The 24,628-nt window shown below is 46.7% G+C and carries 21 protein-coding genes; 11 read left to right on the top strand and 10 right to left on the bottom strand.

The window, feature by feature from the left end; genetic code table 11:
• The first annotated feature begins 59 nt into the window (after nucleotides 1-59).
• Nucleotides 60-866, top strand: coding sequence for a hypothetical protein (locus J4N45_RS04385; RefSeq protein WP_042474060.1), 807 nt, complete (start codon nucleotides 60-62; stop codon nucleotides 864-866).
• Nucleotides 867-970: 104 nt separating this feature from the next.
• Complete coding sequence (locus J4N45_RS04380; protein WP_252013758.1) at nucleotides 971-1,759, top strand: hypothetical protein; 789 nt, start codon at nucleotides 971-973, stop codon at nucleotides 1,757-1,759.
• 27 nt (nucleotides 1,760-1,786) lie between these two features.
• Here J4N45_RS04380 and fadR read toward each other — a convergent pair whose 3' ends face one another.
• Nucleotides 1,787-2,626, bottom strand: a complete 840-nt coding sequence (fadR, locus tag J4N45_RS04375) for a fatty acid metabolism transcriptional regulator FadR (protein WP_234494256.1) — start codon at nucleotides 2,624-2,626, stop codon at nucleotides 1,787-1,789.
• Nucleotides 2,627-3,316: 690 nt separating this feature from the next.
• Here fadR and nhaB point away from each other — a divergent pair.
• Nucleotides 3,317-4,909, top strand: a complete 1,593-nt coding sequence (gene nhaB, locus J4N45_RS04370; RefSeq protein WP_042474056.1) for a Na(+)/H(+) antiporter NhaB — start codon at nucleotides 3,317-3,319, stop codon at nucleotides 4,907-4,909.
• Nucleotides 4,910-4,989: 80 nt separating this feature from the next.
• Nucleotides 4,990-5,532, top strand: a complete 543-nt coding sequence (gene dsbB, locus J4N45_RS04365; protein ID WP_252013757.1) for a disulfide bond formation protein DsbB — start codon at nucleotides 4,990-4,992, stop codon at nucleotides 5,530-5,532.
• Between the two features lie 265 nt (nucleotides 5,533-5,797).
• On the opposite strand, the gene J4N45_RS04360 is transcribed toward dsbB, so the two are convergent.
• Nucleotides 5,798-6,400, bottom strand: a complete 603-nt coding sequence (locus J4N45_RS04360) for a YecA/YgfB family protein (RefSeq protein ID WP_252013756.1) — start codon at nucleotides 6,398-6,400, stop codon at nucleotides 5,798-5,800.
• A gap of 122 nt (nucleotides 6,401-6,522) precedes the next feature.
• On the opposite strand from J4N45_RS04360, the gene dusC reads away from it, so the two are divergent.
• Complete coding sequence (gene dusC / locus J4N45_RS04355; RefSeq protein WP_234494260.1) at nucleotides 6,523-7,485, top strand: tRNA dihydrouridine(16) synthase DusC; 963 nt, start codon at nucleotides 6,523-6,525, stop codon at nucleotides 7,483-7,485.
• Between the two features lie 9 nt (nucleotides 7,486-7,494).
• Here the strand turns inward: dusC and malZ are convergent, their stop codons facing one another.
• The 4 genes from malZ to J4N45_RS04335 all read right to left on the bottom strand — a co-directional run bounded on the left by malZ (nucleotide 7,495) and on the right by J4N45_RS04335 (nucleotide 12,258).
• On the bottom strand, nucleotides 7,495-9,327 hold the full coding sequence (malZ, locus tag J4N45_RS04350) for a maltodextrin glucosidase (RefSeq protein WP_252013755.1): 1,833 nt from the start codon (nucleotides 9,325-9,327) through the stop codon (nucleotides 7,495-7,497).
• Between the two features lie 151 nt (nucleotides 9,328-9,478).
• Nucleotides 9,479-10,273, bottom strand: a complete 795-nt coding sequence (locus tag J4N45_RS04345) for an ABC transporter ATP-binding protein (RefSeq protein ID WP_042474051.1) — start codon at nucleotides 10,271-10,273, stop codon at nucleotides 9,479-9,481.
• Nucleotides 10,270-11,211: an ABC transporter permease gene (locus J4N45_RS04340; RefSeq protein WP_042474049.1), complete on the bottom strand. Its 942-nt coding sequence runs from the start codon at nucleotides 11,209-11,211 to the stop codon at nucleotides 10,270-10,272. Before J4N45_RS04340 ends, J4N45_RS04345 begins: the two co-directional genes overlap by 4 nt.
• 81 nt (nucleotides 11,212-11,292) lie before the next feature.
• The gene (locus J4N45_RS04335) at nucleotides 11,293-12,258 is read right to left on the bottom strand and encodes an ABC transporter substrate-binding protein (protein WP_252013754.1); all 966 of its coding nucleotides are present in this window, start codon (nucleotides 12,256-12,258) and stop codon (nucleotides 11,293-11,295) included.
• Between the two features lie 396 nt (nucleotides 12,259-12,654).
• Here J4N45_RS04335 and J4N45_RS04330 point away from each other — a divergent pair, with 396 nt between their 5' ends.
• Complete coding sequence (locus tag J4N45_RS04330) at nucleotides 12,655-13,749, top strand: PQQ-dependent sugar dehydrogenase (RefSeq protein WP_252013753.1); 1,095 nt, start codon at nucleotides 12,655-12,657, stop codon at nucleotides 13,747-13,749.
• Nucleotides 13,750-13,874: 125 nt separating this feature from the next.
• Here J4N45_RS04330 and yfbV read toward each other — a convergent pair whose 3' ends face one another.
• Nucleotides 13,875-14,327 (bottom strand): terminus macrodomain insulation protein YfbV, encoded by a 453-nt coding sequence (yfbV, locus tag J4N45_RS04325; protein ID WP_234494264.1) that lies wholly within the window; start codon nucleotides 14,325-14,327, stop codon nucleotides 13,875-13,877.
• 335 nt (nucleotides 14,328-14,662) lie between these two features.
• Between yfbV and J4N45_RS04320 the strand changes: the two genes are divergently transcribed.
• Both J4N45_RS04320 and pta read left to right on the top strand, forming a co-directional pair.
• Nucleotides 14,663-15,859, top strand: a complete 1,197-nt coding sequence (locus J4N45_RS04320) for an acetate kinase (RefSeq protein ID WP_006070029.1) — start codon at nucleotides 14,663-14,665, stop codon at nucleotides 15,857-15,859.
• A gap of 130 nt (nucleotides 15,860-15,989) precedes the next feature.
• The gene (gene pta / locus J4N45_RS04315; protein WP_252013752.1) at nucleotides 15,990-18,134 is read left to right on the top strand and encodes a phosphate acetyltransferase; all 2,145 of its coding nucleotides are present in this window, start codon (nucleotides 15,990-15,992) and stop codon (nucleotides 18,132-18,134) included.
• Between the two features lie 73 nt (nucleotides 18,135-18,207).
• Here the strand turns inward: pta and J4N45_RS04310 are convergent, their stop codons facing one another.
• Together J4N45_RS04310 and J4N45_RS04305 are read right to left on the bottom strand one after the other, a co-directional pair.
• Nucleotides 18,208-19,380: a BamA/TamA family outer membrane protein gene (locus tag J4N45_RS04310; RefSeq protein ID WP_252013751.1), complete on the bottom strand. Its 1,173-nt coding sequence runs from the start codon at nucleotides 19,378-19,380 to the stop codon at nucleotides 18,208-18,210.
• 229 nt (nucleotides 19,381-19,609) lie between these two features.
• Nucleotides 19,610-20,491, bottom strand: coding sequence for a Tim44 domain-containing protein (locus J4N45_RS04305; protein WP_128649052.1), 882 nt, complete (start codon nucleotides 20,489-20,491; stop codon nucleotides 19,610-19,612).
• A gap of 344 nt (nucleotides 20,492-20,835) precedes the next feature.
• On the opposite strand from J4N45_RS04305, the gene J4N45_RS04300 reads away from it, so the two are divergent.
• From J4N45_RS04300 to J4N45_RS04290, 3 genes are all read left to right on the top strand, one after another.
• A complete protein-coding gene (locus J4N45_RS04300; RefSeq protein ID WP_234494267.1) occupies nucleotides 20,836-21,426 on the top strand; it encodes a TetR/AcrR family transcriptional regulator in 591 nt (196 codons plus the stop codon).
• 15 nt (nucleotides 21,427-21,441) lie between these two features.
• Nucleotides 21,442-23,316 (top strand): MFS transporter, encoded by a 1,875-nt coding sequence (locus J4N45_RS04295; protein ID WP_252013750.1) that lies wholly within the window; start codon nucleotides 21,442-21,444, stop codon nucleotides 23,314-23,316.
• A 139-nt stretch (nucleotides 23,317-23,455) separates the two neighbouring features.
• Nucleotides 23,456-24,382 carry a YeiH family protein gene (locus tag J4N45_RS04290; protein WP_252013749.1) on the top strand — a complete coding sequence of 309 codons (927 nt, stop codon included), beginning with the start codon at nucleotides 23,456-23,458 and terminating at the stop codon, nucleotides 24,380-24,382.
• A 10-nt stretch (nucleotides 24,383-24,392) separates the two neighbouring features.
• On the opposite strand, the gene J4N45_RS04285 is transcribed toward J4N45_RS04290, so the two are convergent.
• Nucleotides 24,393-24,602: a hypothetical protein gene (locus J4N45_RS04285; protein WP_128649947.1), complete on the bottom strand. Its 210-nt coding sequence runs from the start codon at nucleotides 24,600-24,602 to the stop codon at nucleotides 24,393-24,395.
• Between the last annotated feature and the right edge of the window lie 26 nt (nucleotides 24,603-24,628).

Raw genomic sequence — 24,628 nt, 5'->3', positions numbered from 1 at the left:
TTGGCACTCGCCTTGCTCTGATTGGAGTGAGAGCGATAAACGACGTAAAGGAGGTCGTTATGTTTGTGTTGATATCTCTAGTCCTATCATTGTGTATTTTGGCTGCTATCTATCACTACGCAAAAGTGACAGAGGCAAAAGTAGAACGTAAGTATCAACTTGTGGTGCATTTGCGTGAGCTCGTCACCTTGATTCGACAGCATCGCACAGCCACTCACTATCAGCTGATGTTTGACCAAAAGAAGGTAAAGCAGTTAGAAAAAATCGAAATTGCGATGGAGGAGTCCTGCCTTAAACTGGTCAATGTCGCTCATTTTGACAATAAGCCCTTGTACCGAGTATTGCATAGCAACGTTAAGCTTCTTACCCGTTCATGGAAAAAGCACAGTGTTAGTAAGAACCAGATTGTGCATGGAAAACTCATTCGGCAAACACTATTTCTTGTCGACGAAATTTTCATGGCCTGGCTCATGGATGTCGATCGCGAAGAGCTTCAGCAAGAATATCGTAATGTCTGGCAGGGTGTGATTGACTCGTTGGATTGCCTTACACAGCTACGTATCTGTATCGATGGAGCCGATAGCGAACTCGGTAAGCAGCGAATCCTTCATTACTGTAAGCAGATGCACAGAAAAGTGAATCACCTGAGTCTGGTCGGCCCCCTTTCGGTGCCATCACCTATGTACAGCACAACAATCACTAAGATTGAAGAGCTGATTTCGCACCCGGAAACGCCATTAGATAAAGAGTTTTTGTATCAGCTTACCTCTGAGTTATCAGAGCTTATCTTTACTACTTACGATGGATTGGTGAGTGAAATTGCGAGTGACCTCTATCAACCTGTACCAAGTATTATGACAGTCTAGTAGTGTCACTTGTCTTTCATAATCAATAAGTAAGGTAATCGGACAAAAGAACTAACCCAAGCAACTTAGTGTTTATAGTGCTTGGGTTTCGCAGGGAGGCGAGAATGAATTATCCAAGAGTTAGAACCACAAAAACAGTGCGCCGCATGTTTAGCACTGCATCCTATCGTGCTGTCAGCGATGAGTGCTACTACCAACGCTTAGCAGACCTACGAAAGCTAATTGCATTACTTAGGCTCCATCGAGAAGCCACCCACTACAGTTTGCTGTTTGGACACAATAACCAGCACCAACTGGCATCTGCACAATCTCAGTTGGTCGCGCTTATAGAAAGCAAAGCCATGGGCAGGCTAGTAGGCTTTGACTATATAAAAGCTTCAGTGTCGTTACAACTGAGAAGTTGGAACCAGCAAAGTGTCAGAGACAATCAGTTGGTCCACAGTCAGTTGATAAGAGATGCGCTGATCCTCGTTCAAGATACGATATCTTCTTGGGCTAAAGCGGACGGGCAGACTCATTTGCTGGTGACGCAGCGCAAAAGCTGGCAAATGATTGTGCCCTATATGGATACATTAACCACTCTAAGGCTGCACATTGCGACACTTGAAGCCCAAGAGAGTCAAACGACTATCCATTCGCTGTGTCATCAACTCACACATCAATTATCAGAGCTGTATGTCAGTCAAGATCTCAGCCTACAACAGCATTTACATGACGGCTTATTACAGCTTCTCTCAGAAGTCGACAATCATCAGTCACTCGACGAATTGAAAGAGAGACTCTATTGCATCACGTCACAGCTTTCGGAGCTTATTTTCCACTGCTACGATAGAACGGTAACAACGGTTGCTCAATCGGTCTACTCAACCTTACCCAAGATTGCTGTGGCATAAAAAAACCGCCTCTCGGCGGTTTTTTTATTAGCTATCGTCTTCAGTGAAGCTTGTTGGCAGTGTGGTCTTCATCTGATTCCAGATTTGACCACTCTCCATACCATACTGACGAATCACATTTGGTAATCTGTCACGATCTCCCGTTTGACATAGCTCTAGCAAATCTTTGTAGAAGTTAAGCGCCAGAGTACGTGCCTCAGGATTCGAGAAGTAGTAAGAGCCCACACGATCATAAAGCTTCTTAAGACCGTTGAAGATCAGACCATAGATTTGGTTGCCAGAATGGAATGCCAAACGCTGGAACAACGAGTAATCGTAAAAGTTAAACGTTTGAGCAATCAATGCAGATTGGCGAGCGACTTCGTCTTTTTCACCATCATCTTTTACGTGCTGCTTCAACTTATCTGCATAAGGTGAAGACTCGATAAACGCATCCCAAGACTCAGCATTAAGCAAGCTTTCACAAGATTCAATGATACCTTCGATAGTACGCTCTGAATTCTCTTTATTGGCTTTGAATGCATAACGCATAAAGATTGGGCTGATGTTTGTGCGCGCCGCAAGCAAATCTTCAACAATTGACGTCGCGTTATCGGCATCCAACGTCATTAACGTATCAAGGATATGCAGACCTGAGGTCTCCATAAATTGGTTTACTTTCGTAGGTTTACCGTGCTGGATAGTCAGCCATCCATCACGAGCCAAACGTTGCAACACCTCACGAAGTGTTGTTCGAGTTACCCCAATTAGTTCTGACAGCTCACGCTCAGCCGGGAGAATTGAGCCTGGAGGGAAACGGCCGTTCCAGATGCTCTCAATTATATACTTTTCAGCGAACCCTGCTGGGCTCTTCGCCTTAATTACCATTATGGGGTGTTTCCAATATCATTTTATTCGTAGTTGTATAGAACTCATCATACCACTACTTCAAGATTTTGGTAAACCTACACTACTTATCTATGTAACAATAACAAAATAGAGTAATAACTCCATTTTGACATTTACGACGCTGTAACCATTTATGGGTATGAAGCATGATTATTACAGATTTATTTACATTCCATTAATCATACAAGCCACTGAATTATATATAAAACACCAATAGCATCACCCACCCCTATCAATAAGATATTTCCGATCAATTCGTCAGAATAACCCTAAAAAACATACTTTTTTGGCTGTTGTGATTGGCATATCATCGTCGAGCGGTGTTTTATGAAGAACATAGTCAGGCAAGAAAAGTTCAATCATTGGCTAAGTCCATGTTTAGCTTATTTCGTATAGATCGCGTTTTTGGCAAAAAGTACCTTTTTCACTATGTCGAAAGGTAATTTTTGTTGACTAAATCTTACCGAAGAGTAGAGTTGCGGGCGAAGCAAGGAGTGCTTAGCAGCTGAGGGACTTGGCAAGTGAACATTCTCCCCACTCCGTTTGTGAAGTGTGTAATTTTTGTTCGTTTTCTAAGTTTTTTAATTCTGCCGATTTATTTGGAAGCCCACTCAAATACTCTTCGTACCCTTTGCTACTGTCGATTAATAACAACATAAGAGTATTCCCATGCCGATGTCCCTTGGAAATGCATTTATCAAGAACTTTCTTGGTAAGGCACCCGATTGGTATAAACTAGCGATCATCGCTTTCCTGATTATCAACCCGATCGTTTTCTTCCTAGTTAACCCGTTCGTTGCAGGTTGGCTACTAGTCATAGAATTCATCTTCACTCTAGCAATGGCGCTCAAATGCTACCCGCTGCAACCCGGCGGCCTACTTGCGATTCAAGCCGTTGCGATAGGAATGACCAGTCCAGAAATGGTGATGCACGAGCTCATCAATAACATTGAAGTGTTATTGCTATTGGTCTTCATGGTTGCTGGTATCTACTTTATGAAGCAGCTTCTGCTGTTCATTTTCACCAAGATACTTCTCGGCATTCGCTCCAAAGCCATTCTGTCATTGGCATTCTGTTTTGCAGCAGCGTTCCTATCTGCTTTCTTAGATGCCCTGACTGTTATTGCTGTTGTTATCAGCGTATCCGTGGGTTTCTACTCGATTTACCACAAGGTGGCTTCAGGTAAGAACTACGGTTCATCCCACGACCATACTCAAGATGGTGAGATCACTGACCTAACTCGTAATGACCTAGAAGACTACCGTGCTTTCCTGCGTTCACTTCTGATGCATGCTGGTGTCGGTACAGCGCTAGGTGGTGTAATGACAATGGTAGGTGAGCCGCAAAACCTAATTATTGCAGGTCAAGCAGGTTGGGAGTTTGGTGAGTTCATCATTCGTATGTTGCCTGTGACTGGTCCAGTTCTTATCTGTGGTCTAGCTACCTGTTTCATGGTAGAGAAGCTAGGGGTGTTCGGCTACGGTGCTAAACTGCCTGAGAACGTTCGCCAGATTCTGGTTGAGTTCGACCGTGAAGAGCGTAAATCTCGTACTAAACAAGACGTAGCGAAACTTTGGATTCAGGGCGCTATCGCAGTATGGCTGATTGTTGCACTAGCGATGCACTTGGCAGCAGTAGGTCTAATCGGTCTATCTGTTATCGTTCTAGCAACGGCATTTACTGGTGTTATTGAAGAGCACTCAATGGGTAAGGCATTTGAAGAAGCGCTACCGTTTACCGCTCTACTCGCTGTTTTCTTCTCGATTGTTGCTGTAATTGTGGACCAAGGTCTGTTTAAGCCTATCATCGATGCAGTACTTCACATCGAAGACAAAGGCACACAGCTGGCATTGTTCTACATTGCTAACGGCGTGCTGTCTATGGTGTCAGATAACGTATTCGTCGGCACTGTGTACATTAACGAAGTTAAGACAGCGCTTATCGAAGGCATTATTACTCGTGACCAGTTCGACCTTCTGGGCGTAGCAATCAACACAGGTACTAACCTACCTTCAGTTGCAACACCGAACGGTCAAGCGGCATTCCTGTTCTTGCTCACATCGGCACTGGCTCCGCTCATCCGTCTATCTTACGGTCGAATGGTTATCATGGCACTGCCGTACACTATCGTGCTATCTATCGTAGGTCTGCTTGGCATCATCTATCTTGTTGAGCCTATGACAGCATGGTTCTACGACGCTGGCTGGATTGTTAAGCACACTGGCGAAGTAGTTGGGAGCGCTATCTCATCTGGGCACTAATTTTTAGTTGATTGTGAAACTAATCCACGTTAAAAAGCTCTGAGTATTCAGAGCTTTTTTATTTCAACAAGGATGTGACAGTGACACTTCTATCCAACATCAAAGCATTTTCTAAGACACGACTGTCTTGGGGCTTGCTACTTCTCTCCGTTATTTTTTTCGAACTGAGCGCTCTCTTCTTCCAGCATGTAATGCAGCTCGCACCATGCGTGATGTGTATTTATGAGCGTGTCGCGATGTTTGGCATTGGTGGCGCTGCACTTATTGGCATTATCAACCCTAAGAATACGCTGATTCGCTGGCTAGGCCTTGGCGCTTGGGGTGCTTCGTCGATTAAAGGGCTGACCTTGTCACTAGAGCATGTGGACTACCAGTTTAATCCTTCTCCTTTTAAAACATGCGACCTGTTTGTGACCTTCCCAGATTGGGCACCACTGAACGAGTGGGCTCCGTGGCTGTTTGAAGCGTATGGTGATTGTTCTAAGGTTGTATGGCAGTTCTTGTCGCTGTCTATGCCACAGTGGTTGGTTGTTATCTTTGCGGGTAACTTAGTGGCGCTGGCTGTTATTGTGATTTCTCAGGGTGCGAAAGTGTCATCGGCTAGAAGTCGTGGGTTTCAATAATACGGCGATGCGACAAAGGAGCTAGCCTGTGGTTCTCTCCTTATGATAAGGGGAGCTAGAGGGGGTATCTGGGTGAATGTACAAACAGAACACCTTGAGTCCTGCGCATTTACCCCTCCCAGCCTCCCCTTCGCAAGGGGAGGAGCTATAAAGCTCGCATACTAAAATCAGGCGATGCGACGATAGGAGCTAGCCTACGGTTCTCCCCCTAAGATAGGGGGAGCTAGAGGGGGTACATGCGGTGAACTCGCAGCGTGTCACCAACCTATTTCCCACAACACTTCTTAAACTTATTCCCACTCCCGCAAGGGCAAACATCATTACGCCCTACTCCTTTGAACGGGTTCACTGTCTGCGATTGATGACCCACCATCATTTCATCCGCCGCCATAGCAACTTCATTTACCATCGCATCTAATTGGGGTGCCAAATCAGCGTAAGTTGGCAGTTGCTCAAAGCCCGCATCACGCATCTGTGCATGTGTCTGCTCTTCATCCATCGCCAGCATTAACGTGGTTAGTAGCGCCTGAAGCATGCGCTCCGTGCCATCTGACAGCGCTTTACCTTGCCACTGCTCCTCAACAACAGGCCAGACTGTCATAAAGCCCTCAGCAAAATCGGCTGCTAACTCTTGGTTATCGTCAAGCTGTGCTAGAAGAGCGTATTGGTTGGTTTTGAGCAGAGCATATTGCGCATGAAGGTGCTCTACCACCCAAGACTCTTGCTCTTGGGTATAATCACGCACCACGGAGGATAACCAAGCCTCTGGCTTTAGTGGCTCGGTTGCGAAGTTAGCCGCTAGGATTGCGCCTTCGATAAACGCGCTAGATTCGCCTGCCCAGTCTGCAGGAAGCTCGATGAATTTCATTTGCTCATTACACTAATCAAAATTTGCCGCAAGTATATTTACCTCGTGTACGAAACACAATGGTCGATTCTTTGTTCTATAACGGGTAGAATCCCCGCTCCCTGATTATGACGAGAACTGGTATGCGTGTTGTTTTGGGCCCGATGGAGGGTGTGTTAGATCATTTAATGCGAGAAATTCTTACCGAGATCAATGACTACGATCTGTGCGTAACGGAATTTGTTCGCGTTGTTGACCAGGCGCTACCCGATCACGTGTTCTACCGCTTATGTCCCGAGCTCGCTCAAGGCTCTATGACTAAGTCAGGTACGCCAGTCCATATTCAGTTACTGGGACAAGACCCTCGCTGGATGGCAGAGAACGCCGTTAAGGCGGCGTCACTTGGCGCGCGAGGCATCGACCTTAACTTTGGCTGCCCTGCCAAACTTGTCAACAAGAGCAAAGGTGGTGCAGCGCTGCTTCAACACCCAGAGCTCATACACAATGTTGTCAAAGCGTGCCGTGACGCGGTAGACCCGTCTATCCCCGTCACAGCGAAGATTCGCTTAGGCTGGGAAAACCCAGAGGACTGCTTTGAGATCGTTGATGCCATCGAGCAAGCAGGTGCTAACGAGCTTACCGTGCACGCGCGTACTAAAACTGGTGGCTACAAGGCGAGTGAAATCAAGTGGGAATACATCAACGAGATCCGCAAAAAGACCACTCTACCTTTGATTGCCAATGGTGAGATTTGGAACTTTGCCGATGGGCAGCGCTGTATTGAAACGACAGGCGTTGATTCGTTGATGGTTTGTCGAGGTGCGTTTAACGTGCCAAACCTTGGTAATGTAGTGAAGCACAATCACACTGCAATGCCATGGCACGAAGTGGTGGAGCTCCTTTTGGTTTATTCTACTTACGAGATCAAAGGCGACAAAGGGCTTTATTATCCTAATCGCGTTAAACAGTGGTTCTCATATCTTCGTCAGCAGTATCCAGAGGCGGCAGAGCTATTTCGTGAGATCCGCACCTTCAACAAAGCCGCGCCTATTGTTGAACATATTCAACACTACCGCGACAAGGTCTTGGCGACCCTGCCGCAGTAACGCTTTGTCTTATCGACGTAGCAGTATTGAACCTTCCGCTGCTATGTCGATATCAAGTTTCCCATCGATAACCGCAGCGTGCTGACCACTCAGTGGGCACGCAAACGACGCGCTCTCAATGCTTAACTTCCAAATCGGCAGCGTTAGCTTTTTGCTCTCAGCGCTCAAGTTGAAACCACTCAGCACAACATCGTCACCAAACTGTCTCGCAAAGACCAGGCTCTCTTTGTCCACATGCATCGGGATAAAACTGCCCTTTTGCAATGCCTCAGAGTCTTTTCTCAACGCAATAAGCTTTTTGCAATAAGGAAGCCATTGGCTTGTTTCCACTCGCTCCCACGGGAAGCAGCGGCGATTATCAGGGTCGTGCGTGCCCTCCAAACCCACTTCGACACCGTAATAGAGGCAAGGCGTACCCACGTAAGTCATGAGTAGCTGCATCGCAATAGCAAATCGCTCGCTGTTACTTTCAAGCGTAGTAAGAAAGCGTTCAGTATCATGGCTATCAAGTTGGTTGAGCTGAGTAAGTTGATTGCTCCAAGGCACCTTGGCGGCGGCTTCTTGCAGCCAATTCAGAAACTCCACACAATCTATTTGGATTGGGTCAAACGCAATATCTTTACCTGCAAGCAACGCGCGCACAGGATGCGCGAAACCATAGTAATTCATCGCGCCATCTTCTTGATCCCCTTGAAGCCATTGGGTCGCTTCAAAGAAGTGCTCGCCCAACATGTATGAGTCAGGATTTACCGACTTCATCGACGCTCGAAACTCACTGACGTAGTGAGCATTGTTCGTCGCACCTTCGCCTTCTCCCAGCATATGAATAACGTCAAATCGCCAGCCATCAATGCCATAAGGCGGCTTTAGCCAGTGCTTGATTACTGAGTTATCATCCTGATAGATATGGCTTTTAACCTCTTGGTTGTGGAAGTTAAGAACAGGGAGAGTATCAATACCTTTCCATCCTACATAGCGCTTAGAATCCCCTTCAAAAAAGTAGTAATCACGATGTGGGCTCTGAGAAGATGTGTAGGCTCCGTTATGCTCGCCACTGATGTCAAACCAAGGGTGCGACACCGATGTGTGATTGAGCACGGCATCTAGTACGACTTTCATGCCTCTTTGATGAAGGTTTTCTGTGAGTGATGCAAACTGCTGGTTGGTACCGAGTTTTGGATCAACGGAATAATAATCGACGGTGTCATACTTATGGTTGGTATATGACGTAAAAATCGGATTCAGGTACAAGGTCGTAATACCCAACTCCTGAAGGTAGTCGAGCTTGGCCTCGATACCAACTAGGTCACCGCCATAAAATTCAACCGCACCTGAGTCACCGTGTGTGCCAACAGGTTCACCCCACTGTTTTTTTATCGACTCACGTTTTCGGTTTGGGTATTGGTACTCACCGCTTTCAACTCCGATACTTGGGTCGCCATTATTAAAACGGTCAGGGAAAATTTGATAGAAGACCTGTTCAGAGACCCATTCTGGCGGCTGGTGTACTCGATTAAACTTGAAGTGATATTCACGACCAGGCATACGACTTTGAACGCCGCGTGCATCCAGCCAGCGCTGACTTGTTGAGGTTAGCGCTTTGAACACATAATAGGTCACATCCTTATCGACACTTAGCGGCAAGGTCGCTTGCCAAATCTCAAGCTCACCTTTGGCGCCAGACTTAGACATATCTATTAGATATTCTTCGTTGTCAGGTTCATGACGAAGCTTAATCTGCTCGAACGCGCCTTTTTCAGCAAACACGCTCACGGTAAGTTGGTCACCTTGCCTAACCAAGCCATCTTGGGTTTGTGGGTGATAAAGAAATGGTTGGGTCATTATGATTCTTCTATAAAAGGGAACGAGGTACAGTAATTGTAGAAGAATCACATAGATAAAAAATCCCCCTTCAAATTGAAGAGGGATCACGGTTTGTAGGCGTAGCTAACGGTAAGAGCCAGGCTGAGCCCAACCTAGATTCAATGAGTGACTAACTCAGTAGCAAGCTATCATCAGCAAGTTCCTCACCGCGCACTTTAGAGAACATCTCGAGTAAGTCGGGTACCTGCATATTGGCGCGCTGCTCCCCTTCTACATCAAGCACAATCTCGCCTTGGTGCAGCATCACTGTTCGGTCACCACAAGCCAATGCATCTTTCATAGAGTGCGTCACCATCATAACCGTCAGGTTAAACTCCTTGATCACCTTTTTAGTGAGATCGATAACGAATGCGGCCATGCGCGGATCTAGCGCAGCTGTGTGCTCGTCCAATAACAGCAGTTTACTATCGGATAAGGTTGCCATCACCAAACTCACGGCTTGGCGCTGTCCACCGGACAACAAACCAATATTGTCGCCCAATCGATCTTCTAAACCTAAGCCAAGAATGCTGATGCGCTCTTGAAACAGCTTACGGCGTTTGCTGGATAGCGACAGACTCCAGCCGCGCTTCTTTCCACGCATGTACGCCAGTGCCATATTCTCTTCAATCGAAAGGTCGCCACATGTACCAGCGAGGGGGTCCTGAAACACACGTGCACACTGATTCGCTCGCTGATCAACGGTTTGTCGAGTCACGTCCATATCATCAATTAGCACGCGACCACCAACCATAGGCGTTTCGCCAGTAACCGCACCTAGCAGCGTCGATTTACCGGCTCCGTTCGAGCCTATCACCGTCAAAAACTGATGCTCTGGCACTTCAAGATTTACCCCTTTCAGTGCTCGATTTTCTAGGATAGTCCCCGGATTGAAGGTGACTTGAATATCTTCTAATCGAATCATGCTGTATTCCCCGTGTTGCCTGATTGAGAGACCGCTTTACTCTTAGCAGGCTTAACGACCTTTTTTGCTTTGAGGTTTCCTTTTATCTTCGGTGCGATAAGCGCGGCTGCGACTAGAACCGCTGTCACCAAGTTAAGATCGGAAGCTTGAAGACCAAACATTCCAGTACTCAACGCGAAGGCAACAGCAAGTCGATACAAGACGGAACCGACAATAACCGCGGTGACCGCAACCCAGATCTTTCGCCCAGGAATTAAGGTTTGACCCAAAATAACCGCCGCAAGGCCAACCACTATGGTACCTACACCAGAAGTCACATCGGCGAAGCTGTTGGTCTGTGCGAACAATGCGCCTGCAAATCCTACAAAGCCATTCGACAGTGCCAAACAGAAATAGGTATAAAACGAGGTACTGGCACCCTGTGCTTTCACCATTCGAGCATTAACGCCTGTCGCACGAAGCCCTAGACCAAAATCACTATTCAGCAGCCTAACAACAAACCATGCAGAGATGAGAACAAGGACACCAACCACTAAAGGTCGGACATACATTGCATCGCCCATCATCTCGAAAGGCGTGAGAATGGTATCTTCTCCCAGCAGCGCCATATTGGGTCTGCCCATGATTCGAATATTGATGGAGAACGCTGCAATCATGGTCAAAATAGACGCCAGCAAATGAAGAATGCCACAGCGCACGGCGAGAAAAGCCGTTACCCAGCCTGTTGCCGCACCCGCGACAATCGCCATTGCCGTTGCGACCCAAGGGTTAATGCCCGCGACAATTGCCGTCGCCGCAACAGCTGCCCCCATTGGAAAGCTGCCATCAACACTCAGATCGGGAAAGTCGAGGACTCGAAAGGTAAGGTAGACACCCAAGGCAACCAGTCCGTAGATAAGACCAATTTCAAGGGCTCCAAAAAATGCAAAAGCAGACATAACAACTCCTCTGCTGTTTAACAAATGAAGGCTCAATAAAAAAGCTGGACCCAGAGGTCCAGCTAAATCTTGATACCAGCGTTACTTGACGTCGGTTGCGCGATCCATGACCGTTTGAGGAATCGCAAGTCCCAGTTTCTTCGCAGCCGTCGCGTTGATAACCAAGTCAGAACCTTTCGCTACCTTCACATCAATCTTACCAGGGTCTTCACCTTCTAAGATTTTCGCAACGTAGTCTGCTGTTTGAACACCGATTTGGTAGTAATCGAAGCCAAGGCTTGCGACTGCACCACGTTCAACGTAAGACGTTGCGGCACCAAACACAGGTGTTTTAGCTTGGTTTGCTGACACGATCATGCCTTCAATAGCACTTGCTACCGTGTTGTCGATCAAAGCGTAGATGATGTCTGATTTCGCTGCGATCGCTTGTGTTGCTGTCTGTACATCAGCACTCTTTAGCGCTGTTGCTTCTACCAGCTCAATACCACGTTTCTCAGTGCTTTCTTTCAGAAGCTTCATCAAACTCACTGCGTTTGCTTCACCTGGGTTATAAACCACACCAATGCTTTTCACATCAGGCATGATTTCTTGAATTAACTCAACGTGTTGGTCTACAGGTGATAGATCAGAAAGACCCGTAACGTTTTTGCCAGGCTGCTCAAGCTTTTTCACCAGCTTAGCGCCGACAGGGTCTGTCACTGCGGTAAACACAACTGGGATATCACGAGTTGCCGAGACCAACGCTTGCGCCGTTGGTGTTGCAATACCGACAAGTACATCAGGGCGCTCACCGACATATTGACGTGCTATCTGCACGGCAATCGCTGGGTTACCTTGTGCCGTTTTATAATCAAAATCTAGGTTCTTTCCTTGCTCGTAGCCTTTCGCTTTCAAACCATCGACCAAGCCTTGGCGAGTTGCATCCAATGCTGGGTGCTCAACAATTTGAGATACCGCGACTTTTGCGGTTTTCGCCATAATGCTGGCAGACGATAGTAGCGCCACACCAGTTAATGCTGCAGTGACAATTAACTTGCTTGCTTTCATCTTAACTCCTTGATTAAGCAGCCCTGATTCGTCCTTTTAGAAGACTCATCAATCGGGGAATGAGGTGTAATTTGTGATTTACACTTTGATTGTTCTTTTTTAACTTCCTGTTACTTCTACCAGTTAGCTAACCAAAATGAAAGATGTTATTAACATCTACGTTAGATAAACGTGCTATTCGTATGCTTTCGCAACCAACATTCAAACAAATGCGTACAATCAACGATACATGCGACTAATATTTACTCAAAAACCAGCGTAATCCATTTTTGACAAAAGTGAAGCTTTGTGAATGCATTTCTGTGAAAGATGTCTATATTCATACAGATAGCGTAATCGTTGCTGATGGTTGTTACGTATCACAACCATCTAGCTTTGACTCCAAGGAAGAGAGACATGCGACAGTTAATCCTTATTCCACTCCTATTCTTCATCGCGCTTTCAGGGCAGGCGCGTGAGTTTGAAGGCAGCCAACTGGAAAAAGTCACCACCGTTGACGGCGTACCTTGGTCGATTGTGCATTTAGATGACAACACACTTCTCGTGGCACTTCGAGACGGTAACTTGCTATTAGTCGATACCGTTAAAAACACGCAATCAAAGGTGGCTGGAGTACCAAAGGTATATGCATCTGGTCAAGGTGGGCTAATGGATATACACCCAAGCCCTACTGAAGCTAACGTGTACTACTTCACCTACGCGAAACCCGTTGGAAAAGGCGGAGCACCCACCCTGGCTAAAGCGACGTTGGATGGTTCCAGCCTGTCTGATTGGCAAGATCTGTTTACCAGCAACGTCCCCGTAACCTCTGGCAGACACTTTGGGAGTCGCATTGCATTTGATGACAAGGGATTGGTCTACATGACTATTGGCGACTCTGGAGACAGAGATACCGCTCAGCAAATGGATAATCACGCAGGCACTATCGTTCGTCTCAACCCAGATGGCTCGATTCCTAAGGACAACCCATTTGTGGACAAAGAAGGGGTCCAACCGGAGATCTATTCCTACGGCCATCGCAATCCTCAAGGTATTGTATTTGACAGCGAAAGGCTGCAGTTATGGTCTATAGAGCACGGTCCAAGAGGCGGTGATGAGCTCAACCTTATCAAAGCAGGCTTGAACTATGGATGGCCAATCACCTCTCATGGGAAGGAGTACTGGGGTCCTATCAACGCCGGTGACGCGCAAGAAAAAGAAGGGATCGAATCACCAAAGAAAGTCTACATCCCTTCAATTGCGCCTGGTTCACTGCACTTATACCAAGGCGAGGAATTTCCAAGACTTAACGGCATTTTGTTGATTGGTGCACTAAAACTCACCCACATCAATATTCTCGATGTGAATGAAACAGGCCAGGTGCTGGAAGAGCGCCGCTACTATGAAGACTTAGGAGAGCGCGTTCGAGATATCACCACCGATAGCCAAGGAAATGTTTGGTTTAGTACCGATAGTGGTGCGATATACAAAATTAGTCGAGCCTTTCAGTAACAACGTTAGGATCTTTCGGAAGGATACCCATTGACACAAGGCGCTTCAGTTACTGAAGGCATAGGCAAGACATGAAAAAGCCCAGCGCGATGAGCTGGGCTTTGTTGTTCAGTTCAGATGAGTGCTTAGAACCAGCGGTCAAAATCGCTGCGATCTAACTGACGAAAAGCACGGTTCAGCGTCATCGCCAGTTCTTTATACTTTGGTTTTGCCTTAACAGGCTCCATCGCACAACCAGATTCAACAATTTTTTGGTGAAGCTCTCGATACCAAGATGCGAGTGCCGGAGGGAGCTGCGTGTTGTAACGATTCCCCAGCCACCACATACCCTGAACCGGCATGCTGATAGCGAACAAAGCAATCACGATTGCTTGTGGCAAAGCATGAGCGTTATTGAAGGCCATTTGCGTCAGCACACTGATCGCTGCAACCGCAGGCATGACTTTTATACCGAAGCGCGTCGCCTTTATGATGCGCTGTTCTGGAAACAAGGGAGTCAGTTCCTTGCGCATCGGCCAAAGTTCCATGTACTTTTGACCATTTTTTATACTCTGAGTCAGACTTGCTCTCTCGCTCATAGCTAACCTCACTAAAAAAAAGTTGAACTATTCAACTAAATCAGCAAAATATTGACGGAAGTTAATATTCTTTCAAATTTATTTTGTTATCTTCTGTCATTATCGTTATTCTTTGCGAATCCTCAATCTCATTGTTGTCTTTATTTACAAATAAGGCAACCGTCGAGATGACCGTCGCAAGGACGCTAATGTGGTTTTCTTGGGAAAATCGCATATTATTATACGGCAATTGATGATTTTATGACCAAGAGTGATAGGCATTTTTCGTCGCCTCTCAGTCTTAAGATACGTTTACATCCTTGATCCCCGATCAGATAAAATACAGGTAACCTCTAATGTCTAAGCTGGTTTTAGTTTTAAACTGCGGCAGTTCTTCTCTTAAGTTCGCCATCGTTGATGCAGAAAACGGTGATGAGCACCTAACAGGTCTTGCAGAATGTCTTCACCTTCCAGAAGCTCGTATCAAGTGGAAACTTGACGGAAAACACGAAGCTCAACTAGGTGACGGCGCTGCTCACGAAGAAGCACTAGCGTTCATGGTAGAAACTATCCTTGCTTCTAAGCCTGAGCTAAAAGCAAACCTAGGCGCTATCGGTCACCGTATCGTTCACGGTGGTGAGCAGTTCACATCTTCTGCACTAATTACAGACGATGTACTTAAAGGTATCGAAGACTCTGCAACATTCGCACCTCTTCACAACCCTGCTCACATCATCGGTATCGAAGCGGCGAAGCACAACTTCCCAGAGCTTAAAAACGTAGCGGTATTTGACACTGCGTTCCACCAAACTATGCCTCAAGAGTCTTACCTATACGCTCTACCGTACAACCTGTACAAAGAGCACGGCATCCGTCGTTACGGCATGCACGGTACTTCTCACCTATTCATCGCACGTGAAGCAGCTGAGCTACTTGGTAAGCCAGCTAACGAACTGAACATCATCAACTGCCACCTAGGCAACGGTGCTTCTGTTTGTGCTATCAAAAACGGTGAATCTGTAGACACTTCTATGGGTCTAACTCCGCTTGAAGGTCTTGTAATGGGTACTCGTTGTGGTGACATCGACCCTGCTATCATCTTCCACCTACACGACGCTCTTGGCTACTCTGTTGAACAAATCAACAACATGCTAACGAAAGAGTCTGGTCTTCTAGGTCTAACTGAAGTGACTTCTGACTGCCGTTTCGTTGAAGACAACTACGGTGAAAAAGAAGAAGCAACACGTGCAATGGACGTGTTCTGCCACCGCCTAGCTAAATACGTAGCTGGCTACACTGCATCTCTTGACGGTCGTCTAGATGCTATCGTGTTCACTGGTGGTATCGGTGAAAACTCTGCACCAATCCGCGAGATGGTTCTAAACCGTCTAGGCGTATTCGGCATCGAAGTTGACGGTGAAGCTAACCTTAAAGCACGTTTCGGCGGCGAAGGTACTATCACTGCAGCAAGCAGCCGCATCCCAGCAATGGTTATCTCTACTAACGAAGAGCTAGTCATCGCTGAAGACACTGCACGTCTAGCAGGTCTTTAATTTCAAAACTGGCTAACCTAGGTTAGCCAGTTTTCATATTGGGCTCAGTGAAACATTTGCTTGCGCTTTTTTGCAATTCATCGAACCACTGAGTTTCTTCCCCCTATATATAGTTTGAGGTACTCAAAGAATGTCCCGTACTATTATGCTTGTACCTACTAGCGCTGGTGTCGGTCTTACTAGTGTTAGCATGGGTGTCCTGCGTGCAATGGAGCGTAAGGGTGTAAACGTATCGTTTTACAAACCTGTTGCTCAGCCTCGCCATGGTGGCGACCAGCCAGATCTAACTTCTTCTATCGTCGGTAACAGCAGCGACATGAAAGTGGGTCAACCACTTCCTATGTCAGAAGCAGAAAACCTGATTGGTAACGAGAAGCTAGACGTGCTTCTAGAAACTATCGTTGAGCGTTACAACCAAATCAACAAAGATGCGGACGTGACACTTATCGAAGGTCTTGTACCAACTCGTAAGCACCCGTTTGCAAATGCAATCAACGAAGAGATCGCTAAGACACTTGGCGCTGAAATCGTATTCGTTGCAACGCCAGGTACAGACAACCCGAGCCAGCTTAAAGAGCGTATCGAAGTTGCATGTTCTAACTACGGCGGCACTAAGAACAAGAAGATCTCTGGCGTTATCATCAACAAACTGAATGCCCCAGTTGATGAAGCAGGTCGTACTCGTCCAGATCTTTCTGAAATCTTTGACGATGCAGACACAGCTCAGCAAGCTAACCTTGAAGTCATGCAAATCTTCAACACTAGCCCAATTCGTGTTCTAGGCTGTGTGCCTTGGAAGATCGACTTGATTGCGACTCGTGCTGTCGACATGGCAGAGCACCTAAACGCTGAAATCATCAACGAAGGTGACATCGCTAAGCGTCGTATCAAGAGCATCACGTTCTGTGCACGTTCACTGCCTAACATGATCGAGCACTTCAAGCCTGGCTCTCTACTAGTAACTTCAGCGGATCGTCCAGACGTTATCGTTGCAGCAGCACTAGCAGCGATGAACGGTGTTGAAATCGGCGCTATCCTACTAACAGGTGGCTACGACGTACCAGCAGAGATCACTGACCTTATCAAGCCTGCGCTTGACACAGGTCTACCAATCTTCAAGGCACAAGGTAACACTTGGCAAACGTCTCTAAACCTACAGAGCTTCAGCCTTGAAGTTCCTGCAGACGATAAAGAGCGTATTGAGTTCGTTAACGAGCACGTTGCTGGTCACATCGACGGTCCTTGGATTGATTCTCTACTTGAAGGCACTGTTGGCGGTCGTAAGCTTAGCCCACCAGCATTCCGTTACCAGCTAACTGAGCTTGCTCGTAAAGCTGGCAAGCGTATCGTTCTTCCTGAAGGTGACGAGCCACGTACAGTTAAAGCTGCGGCTATCTGTGCTGAGCGCGGTATCGCGGAATGTGTGCTTCTTGGTAACCCTGAAGAAATCAAACGTGTTGCTGCTCAGCAAGGCGTTGAACTAGGTGCTGGCGTTACTATCATCGATTCTGATGCAGTACGTGAAAACTACGTTGCTCGCTTGGTTGAGCTACGTGGCGCGAAAGGTATGACTGAGGTTGTTGCTCGTGAGAAGCTACAAGATTCTGTATACCTAGGCACTATGATGCTTGAAGCGAACGAAGTTGACGGTCTAGTATCAGGCGCTGTTCACACAACAGCGAACACTATCGTTCCTCCGTTCCAAATCATCAAGACTGCTCCAGGTACGTCTATCGTATCGTCAATCTTCTTCATGCTTCTGCCTGATCAAGTATTGGTATACGGTGACTGTGCGATCAACCCAGATCCAACCGCTGAGCAACTTGCTGAAATCGCTATCCAGTCTGCAGATTCTGCAGCAGCGTTTGGTATTGAACCACGCGTTGCAATGATCTCTTACTCTACTGGTGAGTCTGGTAAGGGTGCTGACGTAGATAAAGTACGTGAGGCAACGAAACTGGCTCAAGAGAAGCGTCCTGATCTTATCATTGACGGTCCTCTACAGTACGATGCGGCAATCATGGAGAACGTAGCGGCTTCTAAAGCACCTAACTCTCCAGTTGCAGGTAAAGCGACAGTATTTGTATTCCCAGACCTAAACACTGGTAACACAACATACAAAGCGGTACAGCGTTCAGCAGACCTAGTCTCTATCGGTCCAATGCTGCAAGGTATGCGCAAGCCAGTTAACGACCTGTCTCGTGGCGCACTCGTAGACGACATCGTTTACACAGTTGCACTCACTGCGATTCAATCTGGTCAAGAGCAAAACTAATTTTGTTCTAGCTGAATGACAAAAGCCTCCGAATGGAGGCTTTTTTAATGCGTTGAAGATGGCTATTGCTTTGTTAGAACACTTCGTTGACATGGAAGTAGAAGGTACCGCCGTGCTCGCCGTAGCCAATGTCAGCACGGACATTGACCTTATCTTTAATCTTGAATCTAAAGCCAGTACCAGCACTTGCCAAGGTGTTATCCCAGAGCCCAGACACATTTTCCGATACGGTGCCTGCCGCACCCCAGAACACGACGCCGACACGCCAGTAAACAGGAAGGCGATACTCAACCTGACCCATCATCATTTGATTATCACGATAGCGACCGAGAACATAACCACGCATCGCATCTGCTCCACCAAGATCAGGTAATTGATTCCAAGGCACATTACCTGAGGTTAGGTTGGCTTGTACCTGCCATGCCAACAAGCCCGGTACGGGTGCTAGTGAATGATATTGTGAAGCCTTAAGCGAGTACTTACCAAAGTTCTCAGAATTGGTCGCATCATGGTACAAACCCAAATCCGCCTGCAACAAGGTGCCCTTTGTTGCATTGGTGACATTATCGCGAGTGTCAAAAACGTTCGACACGAAAACACCGTAGCTGGTGTTATCAATGAGCTCATCGGCCAAGTGATCACTATTTTGATTTTCGAATGTCTTCTCGTGAGGTCTCACCGATTTTATATTACCGCCAAAACCCAAGAAGTAATCGCCACTCACTCGTGTCAACCATGTAGGTTTTATATCAATCACCTGCTCTTTGAAGTTAATCTTGTTACCGTCTTGCTGACCATTTTCATACCCTTGCCCGTAATAAACAGCCGCATCATCAAAGACCTTGATATCGGTGTAGACTCGGTTATCACCACCATTGTAAAAGTGCTTATTGCTGAACGTAATGCCCATAGACCCATTAGAGGAAGCGTAGGGATTAATCACCATCGATGATGGCTGACCAGCACCATCACTAGGGTCACCATATAGCCCGACGTATAAAAGCCCAAGCCCCAGCCCTTGCTCTGGCGTATAGAACACCGCAGGAATGTAACTCGAGTTCAGCCCCTTCTCCTTTTTGTACTCTGACTCCGCACCAAACACACCAAGAAAGCTATCCAGTTTGTCCGTAGTCGAGTTGGGCGTATGTTCGAACAAAGGCTCAATATGATCATCTGCGATTGCGGAGACAGACAGACAAGCACTGCAGCCCATCGCAAGTAGAGAGTGCGCAAGTTTGGTATGCATGGATATAAGTAACTGAGGTCAATAATAAAGGCTGGGATTATAGAGGAAAAGCGTGACAAATGAGCATATTCAAATGTAAAAAAACTGCAGATTTTCATCTGCAGTTTTTTAATCATAACTTATCATTTACGTCATTCCCGCGTAGACGGGAATCAAGGTTGAGGCTTGGTGGTCACTGTGAGTCACTCCCTGCCTACACAAGTGCGCGGCTCATGGGGTGCCGAAATCGTTAACCTTGAATACCAACAATCAACCATGGTGCATTTGGAACCGTCAAGTCACGCTCTAGGTGCCAAATGTCTTCGATATCTTCTTCAATGTTTTCTACCGCATCGCGATAACGACCTGAGAATTGTAGGCTTAGCTGAGCCTTATTCGCATCATAGTCTGCGCGAACCACCTCAGCATCGACATACATTACATCGGTATGTTGCTCGCCTTCGAGCTTAGCACGCTCGCTGATTAGGTCTTGTAATAGGCTTGGCGACACATATTCTTCTATCGTATGTAGCTCGTTATGGTTCCAAGCACCCTGAAGGATACGGTAATGCTCACGCGCACCATTCAAGAAGGCCGCTTGATCAAAGCCCGGTGGGTAGTTATGAGGTACGTCGCTGTGACCGGCTGCACCAAAACCACCCGTCGATGCTGCGGATGCTGGCTGTTCAAAGTTTTGGAAGTTCGAAGGCTGCTCAAATTGCTGACGCGAGTTGCCGCCAAAGGCTGGTTGCTGTCGCTGCTGATTCATACTGCCCTGCTTAGCGCCAAGCATGCCTCGCATAAACTTAAAGATCACAAACGCAATCAGACCGAAGATCAATATGTCCATGAAATTGATGCCTTCGAATGCGCCACCAAAGAACGCCGCAAGCAAGCCACCCGCCAATAGGCCTCCTAAGATACCACCCATCAGACCTTTCTTACTGCTTCCAGCTTTGTTTTGATCCTGACGACTGATGTTATTCGTGTTTTGTTGCTGTTGCTTTGGTGCAGGAGCGGTTTTAAAGCTCTTACCAAATGATTTACCGCCACCGAATTTCTTTGCTTCGGCTACCGGATTCACCGCAACTGCCAGCACAAGCAGCGCGACGAAAGAAAATAAACGTTTCATTCTAGACCTTTAATTATATTGTTACGTCACATCGTAAGTCCTATTACGACTTATACCCAAGCAAATCTCGCTGAACCAGCATCTTGATGCTACTTGGGTATATTACGCATCATATACTGAGCTTAGCATTAAAGAAATGTTTCTGAAGCTCCGACATGTTTCAGGATATTGCACGTTTGTTACGGTATACACAATACGAATCCGATTATTTTGTCATCAGCTCAGATTGCCGACGATCATCTCAAAAGTTAGCTGAAACCTTGAAACGCAACGCTTCATTTGTTGACGCTACAGGGTCCCACCACTAAAATAACGAACCGTGTTCAATTAAGAATCCACCAACCATGGCCCGCAGAAACGATCATACTAGGGAAGAGCTCATAGACCTGACGCTCACAACAGTCAGGGACTACCTAACAGAGAACTCCTACCATTCACTTAGCCTTCGCAAGATTGCTACGATGATCGGCTATGTGCCGAGCACCCTGGTTAATATTTTTGGCAGTTACAATTTACTGTTATTGCACGCTGTTGCTCGTACCCTTGATGAACTTTCTCAAGAAGCAAAAGGCGTTGTTGAGCAAGCGCAAAACACCGAAGAAGCACTGTATGCACTAGCAAGCTGCTATCATGATTTTGCTAAGAAGTATCCGTATCGTTGGCAGCTTATATTCGAACACAACATGAATGGAGATGCGCTGCCAGAATGGCAATCACAGCGAATTGACGGCATGACCGGCATGCTTGAGCACCTTCTCTCTGTTTATCGTCCAGAAAAGTCATCGACCGATGTCATTAAAGCCAGCCGCGTTTTGTGGGCAGGTGTTCATGGTATTACGCTATTAAGCGTGGACGATAAATTCTTCGCGTCCGAGCCCGTTGATGGCAACGAGCTCATCAAAGACCTCATCTCAAACTATTTAAAAAGCTGGTAACCAAAAGGAAAGGTAATGCCCAACACCAAAACCGCGTCTTTGCTCTCTGAAAGGCGCTTTATGCCCTACTTTGTTACCCAGTTTTTCGGCGCATTCAACGACAACATTTTTAAAAACGTTCTGCTTCTGTTCGTTGCGTTTGCTGGCCCGCAAGTTCTGCCTATCTCAAGCAACTTGTTTATCAACCTCGCCGCAGGTTTATTTATTCTCCCGTTTTTCCTGTTTTCTGCGTCAGCAGGGGTGCTGGCTGATAAATACGAAAAGTCGTGGTTTATTCGCAAAGTAAAACTCGCTGAGATCGGCATCATGTGTCTGGGCGCAATTGGCTTTGTCACTGAAAGCTATGGCATTTTGCTGCTACTCCTATTTTTGATGGGAACCCAGTCCGCTTTCTTCGGTCCAGTAAAGTACGCTCTGCTCCCTCAGCAGCTAAAACCCAATGAGCTATTGTCTGGTAACGCTCTAGTAGAAACCGGTACCTTTCTCGCTATCTTACTCGGTACCTTAGGTGCGGGGATAATTGCTTCAGCTGAACATGCCAAATACGTGGCAGCCGGAAGCGTGATCTTGTTTGCTATCGCAGGTTATATTTCTAGCCGGTCGATTCCAGAAGCGCCTGCAGCCGATCCTGAATTGAAGTTTCGCTGGCAGCCAGTAAAACAAACCAAGCAAACCCTTAAGATAGCGCACCAAGATCGGGTGGTGTTCCAGAGCATTATGGCAATCAGCTGGTTTTGGTTTCTGGGCGCGGCTTACCTAACCCAGTTCCCGAACTTTACCAAGATCCATTTGATGGGTAATGAAGCTGCGGTTTCTTTCCTCCTGGCTCTCTTCTCTGTCGGTATCGCGCTCGGCTCTATGCTGTGTGACAAAATGTCGAAAAACCGCATTGATGTCGGCATCGTACCTATTGGCAGCATCGGCATTACTATTTTTGGCGCGCTTATGGCGTTCTCCGTGCCAGAAGAGCTTCCGCAATTTGAGTCGTTTAGCGAGTTTATTTCCTACTCCGCGCTTTGGCCTGTATTTGGTTACCTTCTCGCATTAGGTGCTTCGGGCGGTTTGTTTATTGTTCCTCTGTATGCCTTGATGCAGCAAGAAGCGAAACCAAACGAACGTGCTCGAGTCATTGCTGCGCTTAACATATACAACTCACTGTTTATGGTAGGCAGTGCCGTGCTGGGCATTGTCGGACTATCGATACTTGAACTCACCATCGTTGAGTTGTTCCTAGTACTCTCTGCACTTAACTTCTTGATGGCGACCTATCTATTCTTGCAAGCACCTATCTTTGTAGTTCGCTTTCTGATCTGGATTTTGACGACCATCATGTACCGCATCTCGCATAAGAACTTGCATCACCTGCCTGAAAAAGGCGGCGCATTGATCGTGTGTAATCATGTAAGTTACATGGATGCGTTGGTTATGAGTGCAGCAAGCCCGCGCTTGATTCGCTTTGTTATGGAAGAAGATTACGCCAACTATAAGCCTGTTCGTCGCTTCCTCAAGCGCGCTGGTGTCATTCCTATTTCAGCCAAGCGCAAAGGCTCTATTCGTCGCGCATTTGGCGAGATTGAACAAGCGCTTGCTGAAGGCGAAATCGTCTGCATCTTCCCTGAAGGACGTCTCACAGCAGATGGTGAAATGAATGAATTTATGCGCGGCATTGATCTTGTGCTTAAGCGTTCACCGGTACCTGTTATCCCAATGGCACTAAAAGGGCTCTGGGGTAGCTATTTCAGTCGCCACAAAGGCCGTGCTTGTAAAGGTTTCCCTAATCGATTTAGAGCAAAACTCGAGCTCGAAGCAGGCGATCCAGTTCAGCCAGAAAACGCCACCAGTCAGGCCATGTTTGATAAAGTCGCCCAACTTCGCGGTAATTATCGCTAAGGCTCGCTTTCGTTTTAACGGGCGTTAAGAAAAACTAAACGCCCGTTAAATTTTACTGTGTTTTACTGACCCTTGTCCCTCGATACAATCCACAACTAAGCTGGTCTTAGCTCTCAATGTCTTTTTAGTAAGGTACTTAATGTTATCCCTGTTACGTTCTTATCCACTGTTCTTCCTTGCGTTAATTGCGTGTCTTACACCGTGGATAAGCTCACCTCTGGCATTGATTCTAGGTTTTCTACTCACAACGTTTAGCTTGGTGCCACACACACTGCCTATTGCTAAGTACACAAAAAAACTACTCGCATACTCCATTGTGGGTCTGGGTTTTGGCATACATTTAGATCAGGCAATGCAGGCAACCAGCGATGGTATCGGCATCATCATAGCCACCATCATTGGTACCTTAGTTATCGGTTGGTTTCTTGCTAAAAGAATGGGATTAGACAAACATACGGGTTATCTTATTTCATCAGGCACGGCTATTTGTGGTGGTAGCGCAATTGCAGCAGTCGCGCCGGCCATCGATGCCGACGATGAAAAGATCGCTATCGCACTGGCGACCGTGTTCGTTCTCAATTCTGTCGCGCTCTTTGTTTTCCCTGTGATTGGACACGCTTTAGCACTCGATCAGCACACTTTCGGGACTTGGGCAGCTATCGCTATCCATGATACCTCTTCTGTGGTTGGTGCAGCGTCCGCCTACGGTGAGGAAGCACTCACAACGGCAACTACGCTCAAGCTTGCTCGCGCACTATGGATTATTCCTGTCGCGTTAGTTAGCGCACTGCTGTTTAGAAGCAAGAGCAAAAAGATCACCATTCCCTACTTCATTCTTTTCTACTGTATTGCGATCTTAGTAAGTGATTACTTACCGCAGTTCGAGGTTGCTTATCAAAGCATTTTTGCAGTGTCTAAAAAGTTACTGGTGGTGTGTTTGTTCTTGATTGGTAGCAGTATTTCAATTGAGAGGTTAAAACAGGCTGGTAGCAAACCTATGCTGTTTGGTGTAACGCTTTGGTTGCTGATTTCAGTATCATCACTTAGCTGGTTGTTGATGGCTTAAAGCCGTCGCGTTAAGGATCGCAATGCTCTATTTGTCGGTTGTTATTGGACTGTAGCTCCTTACTAGGCGACACCGATTCAGCGTTAGCTTTCTTATAGTTAAGGTATAGTGACACCGTCAAAACAAACGCCGTCAATTCGGCTAATGCTTGTATCAGTCCATCGGACGTCAACGCTAACCCTATTTGCAATCCAATTGCGACAATTAAAAGCTTATTCATTCCCTACGCTCACTCAACTCTAGTGG

It is taken from the genome of Vibrio sp. SCSIO 43140 (assembly GCF_023716585.1).
In the GTDB taxonomy this organism is placed as follows: Bacteria; Pseudomonadota; Gammaproteobacteria; order Enterobacterales; family Vibrionaceae; genus Vibrio; species Vibrio maritimus_B.
This window is presented reverse-complemented; position numbering and strand designations above follow the sequence as displayed.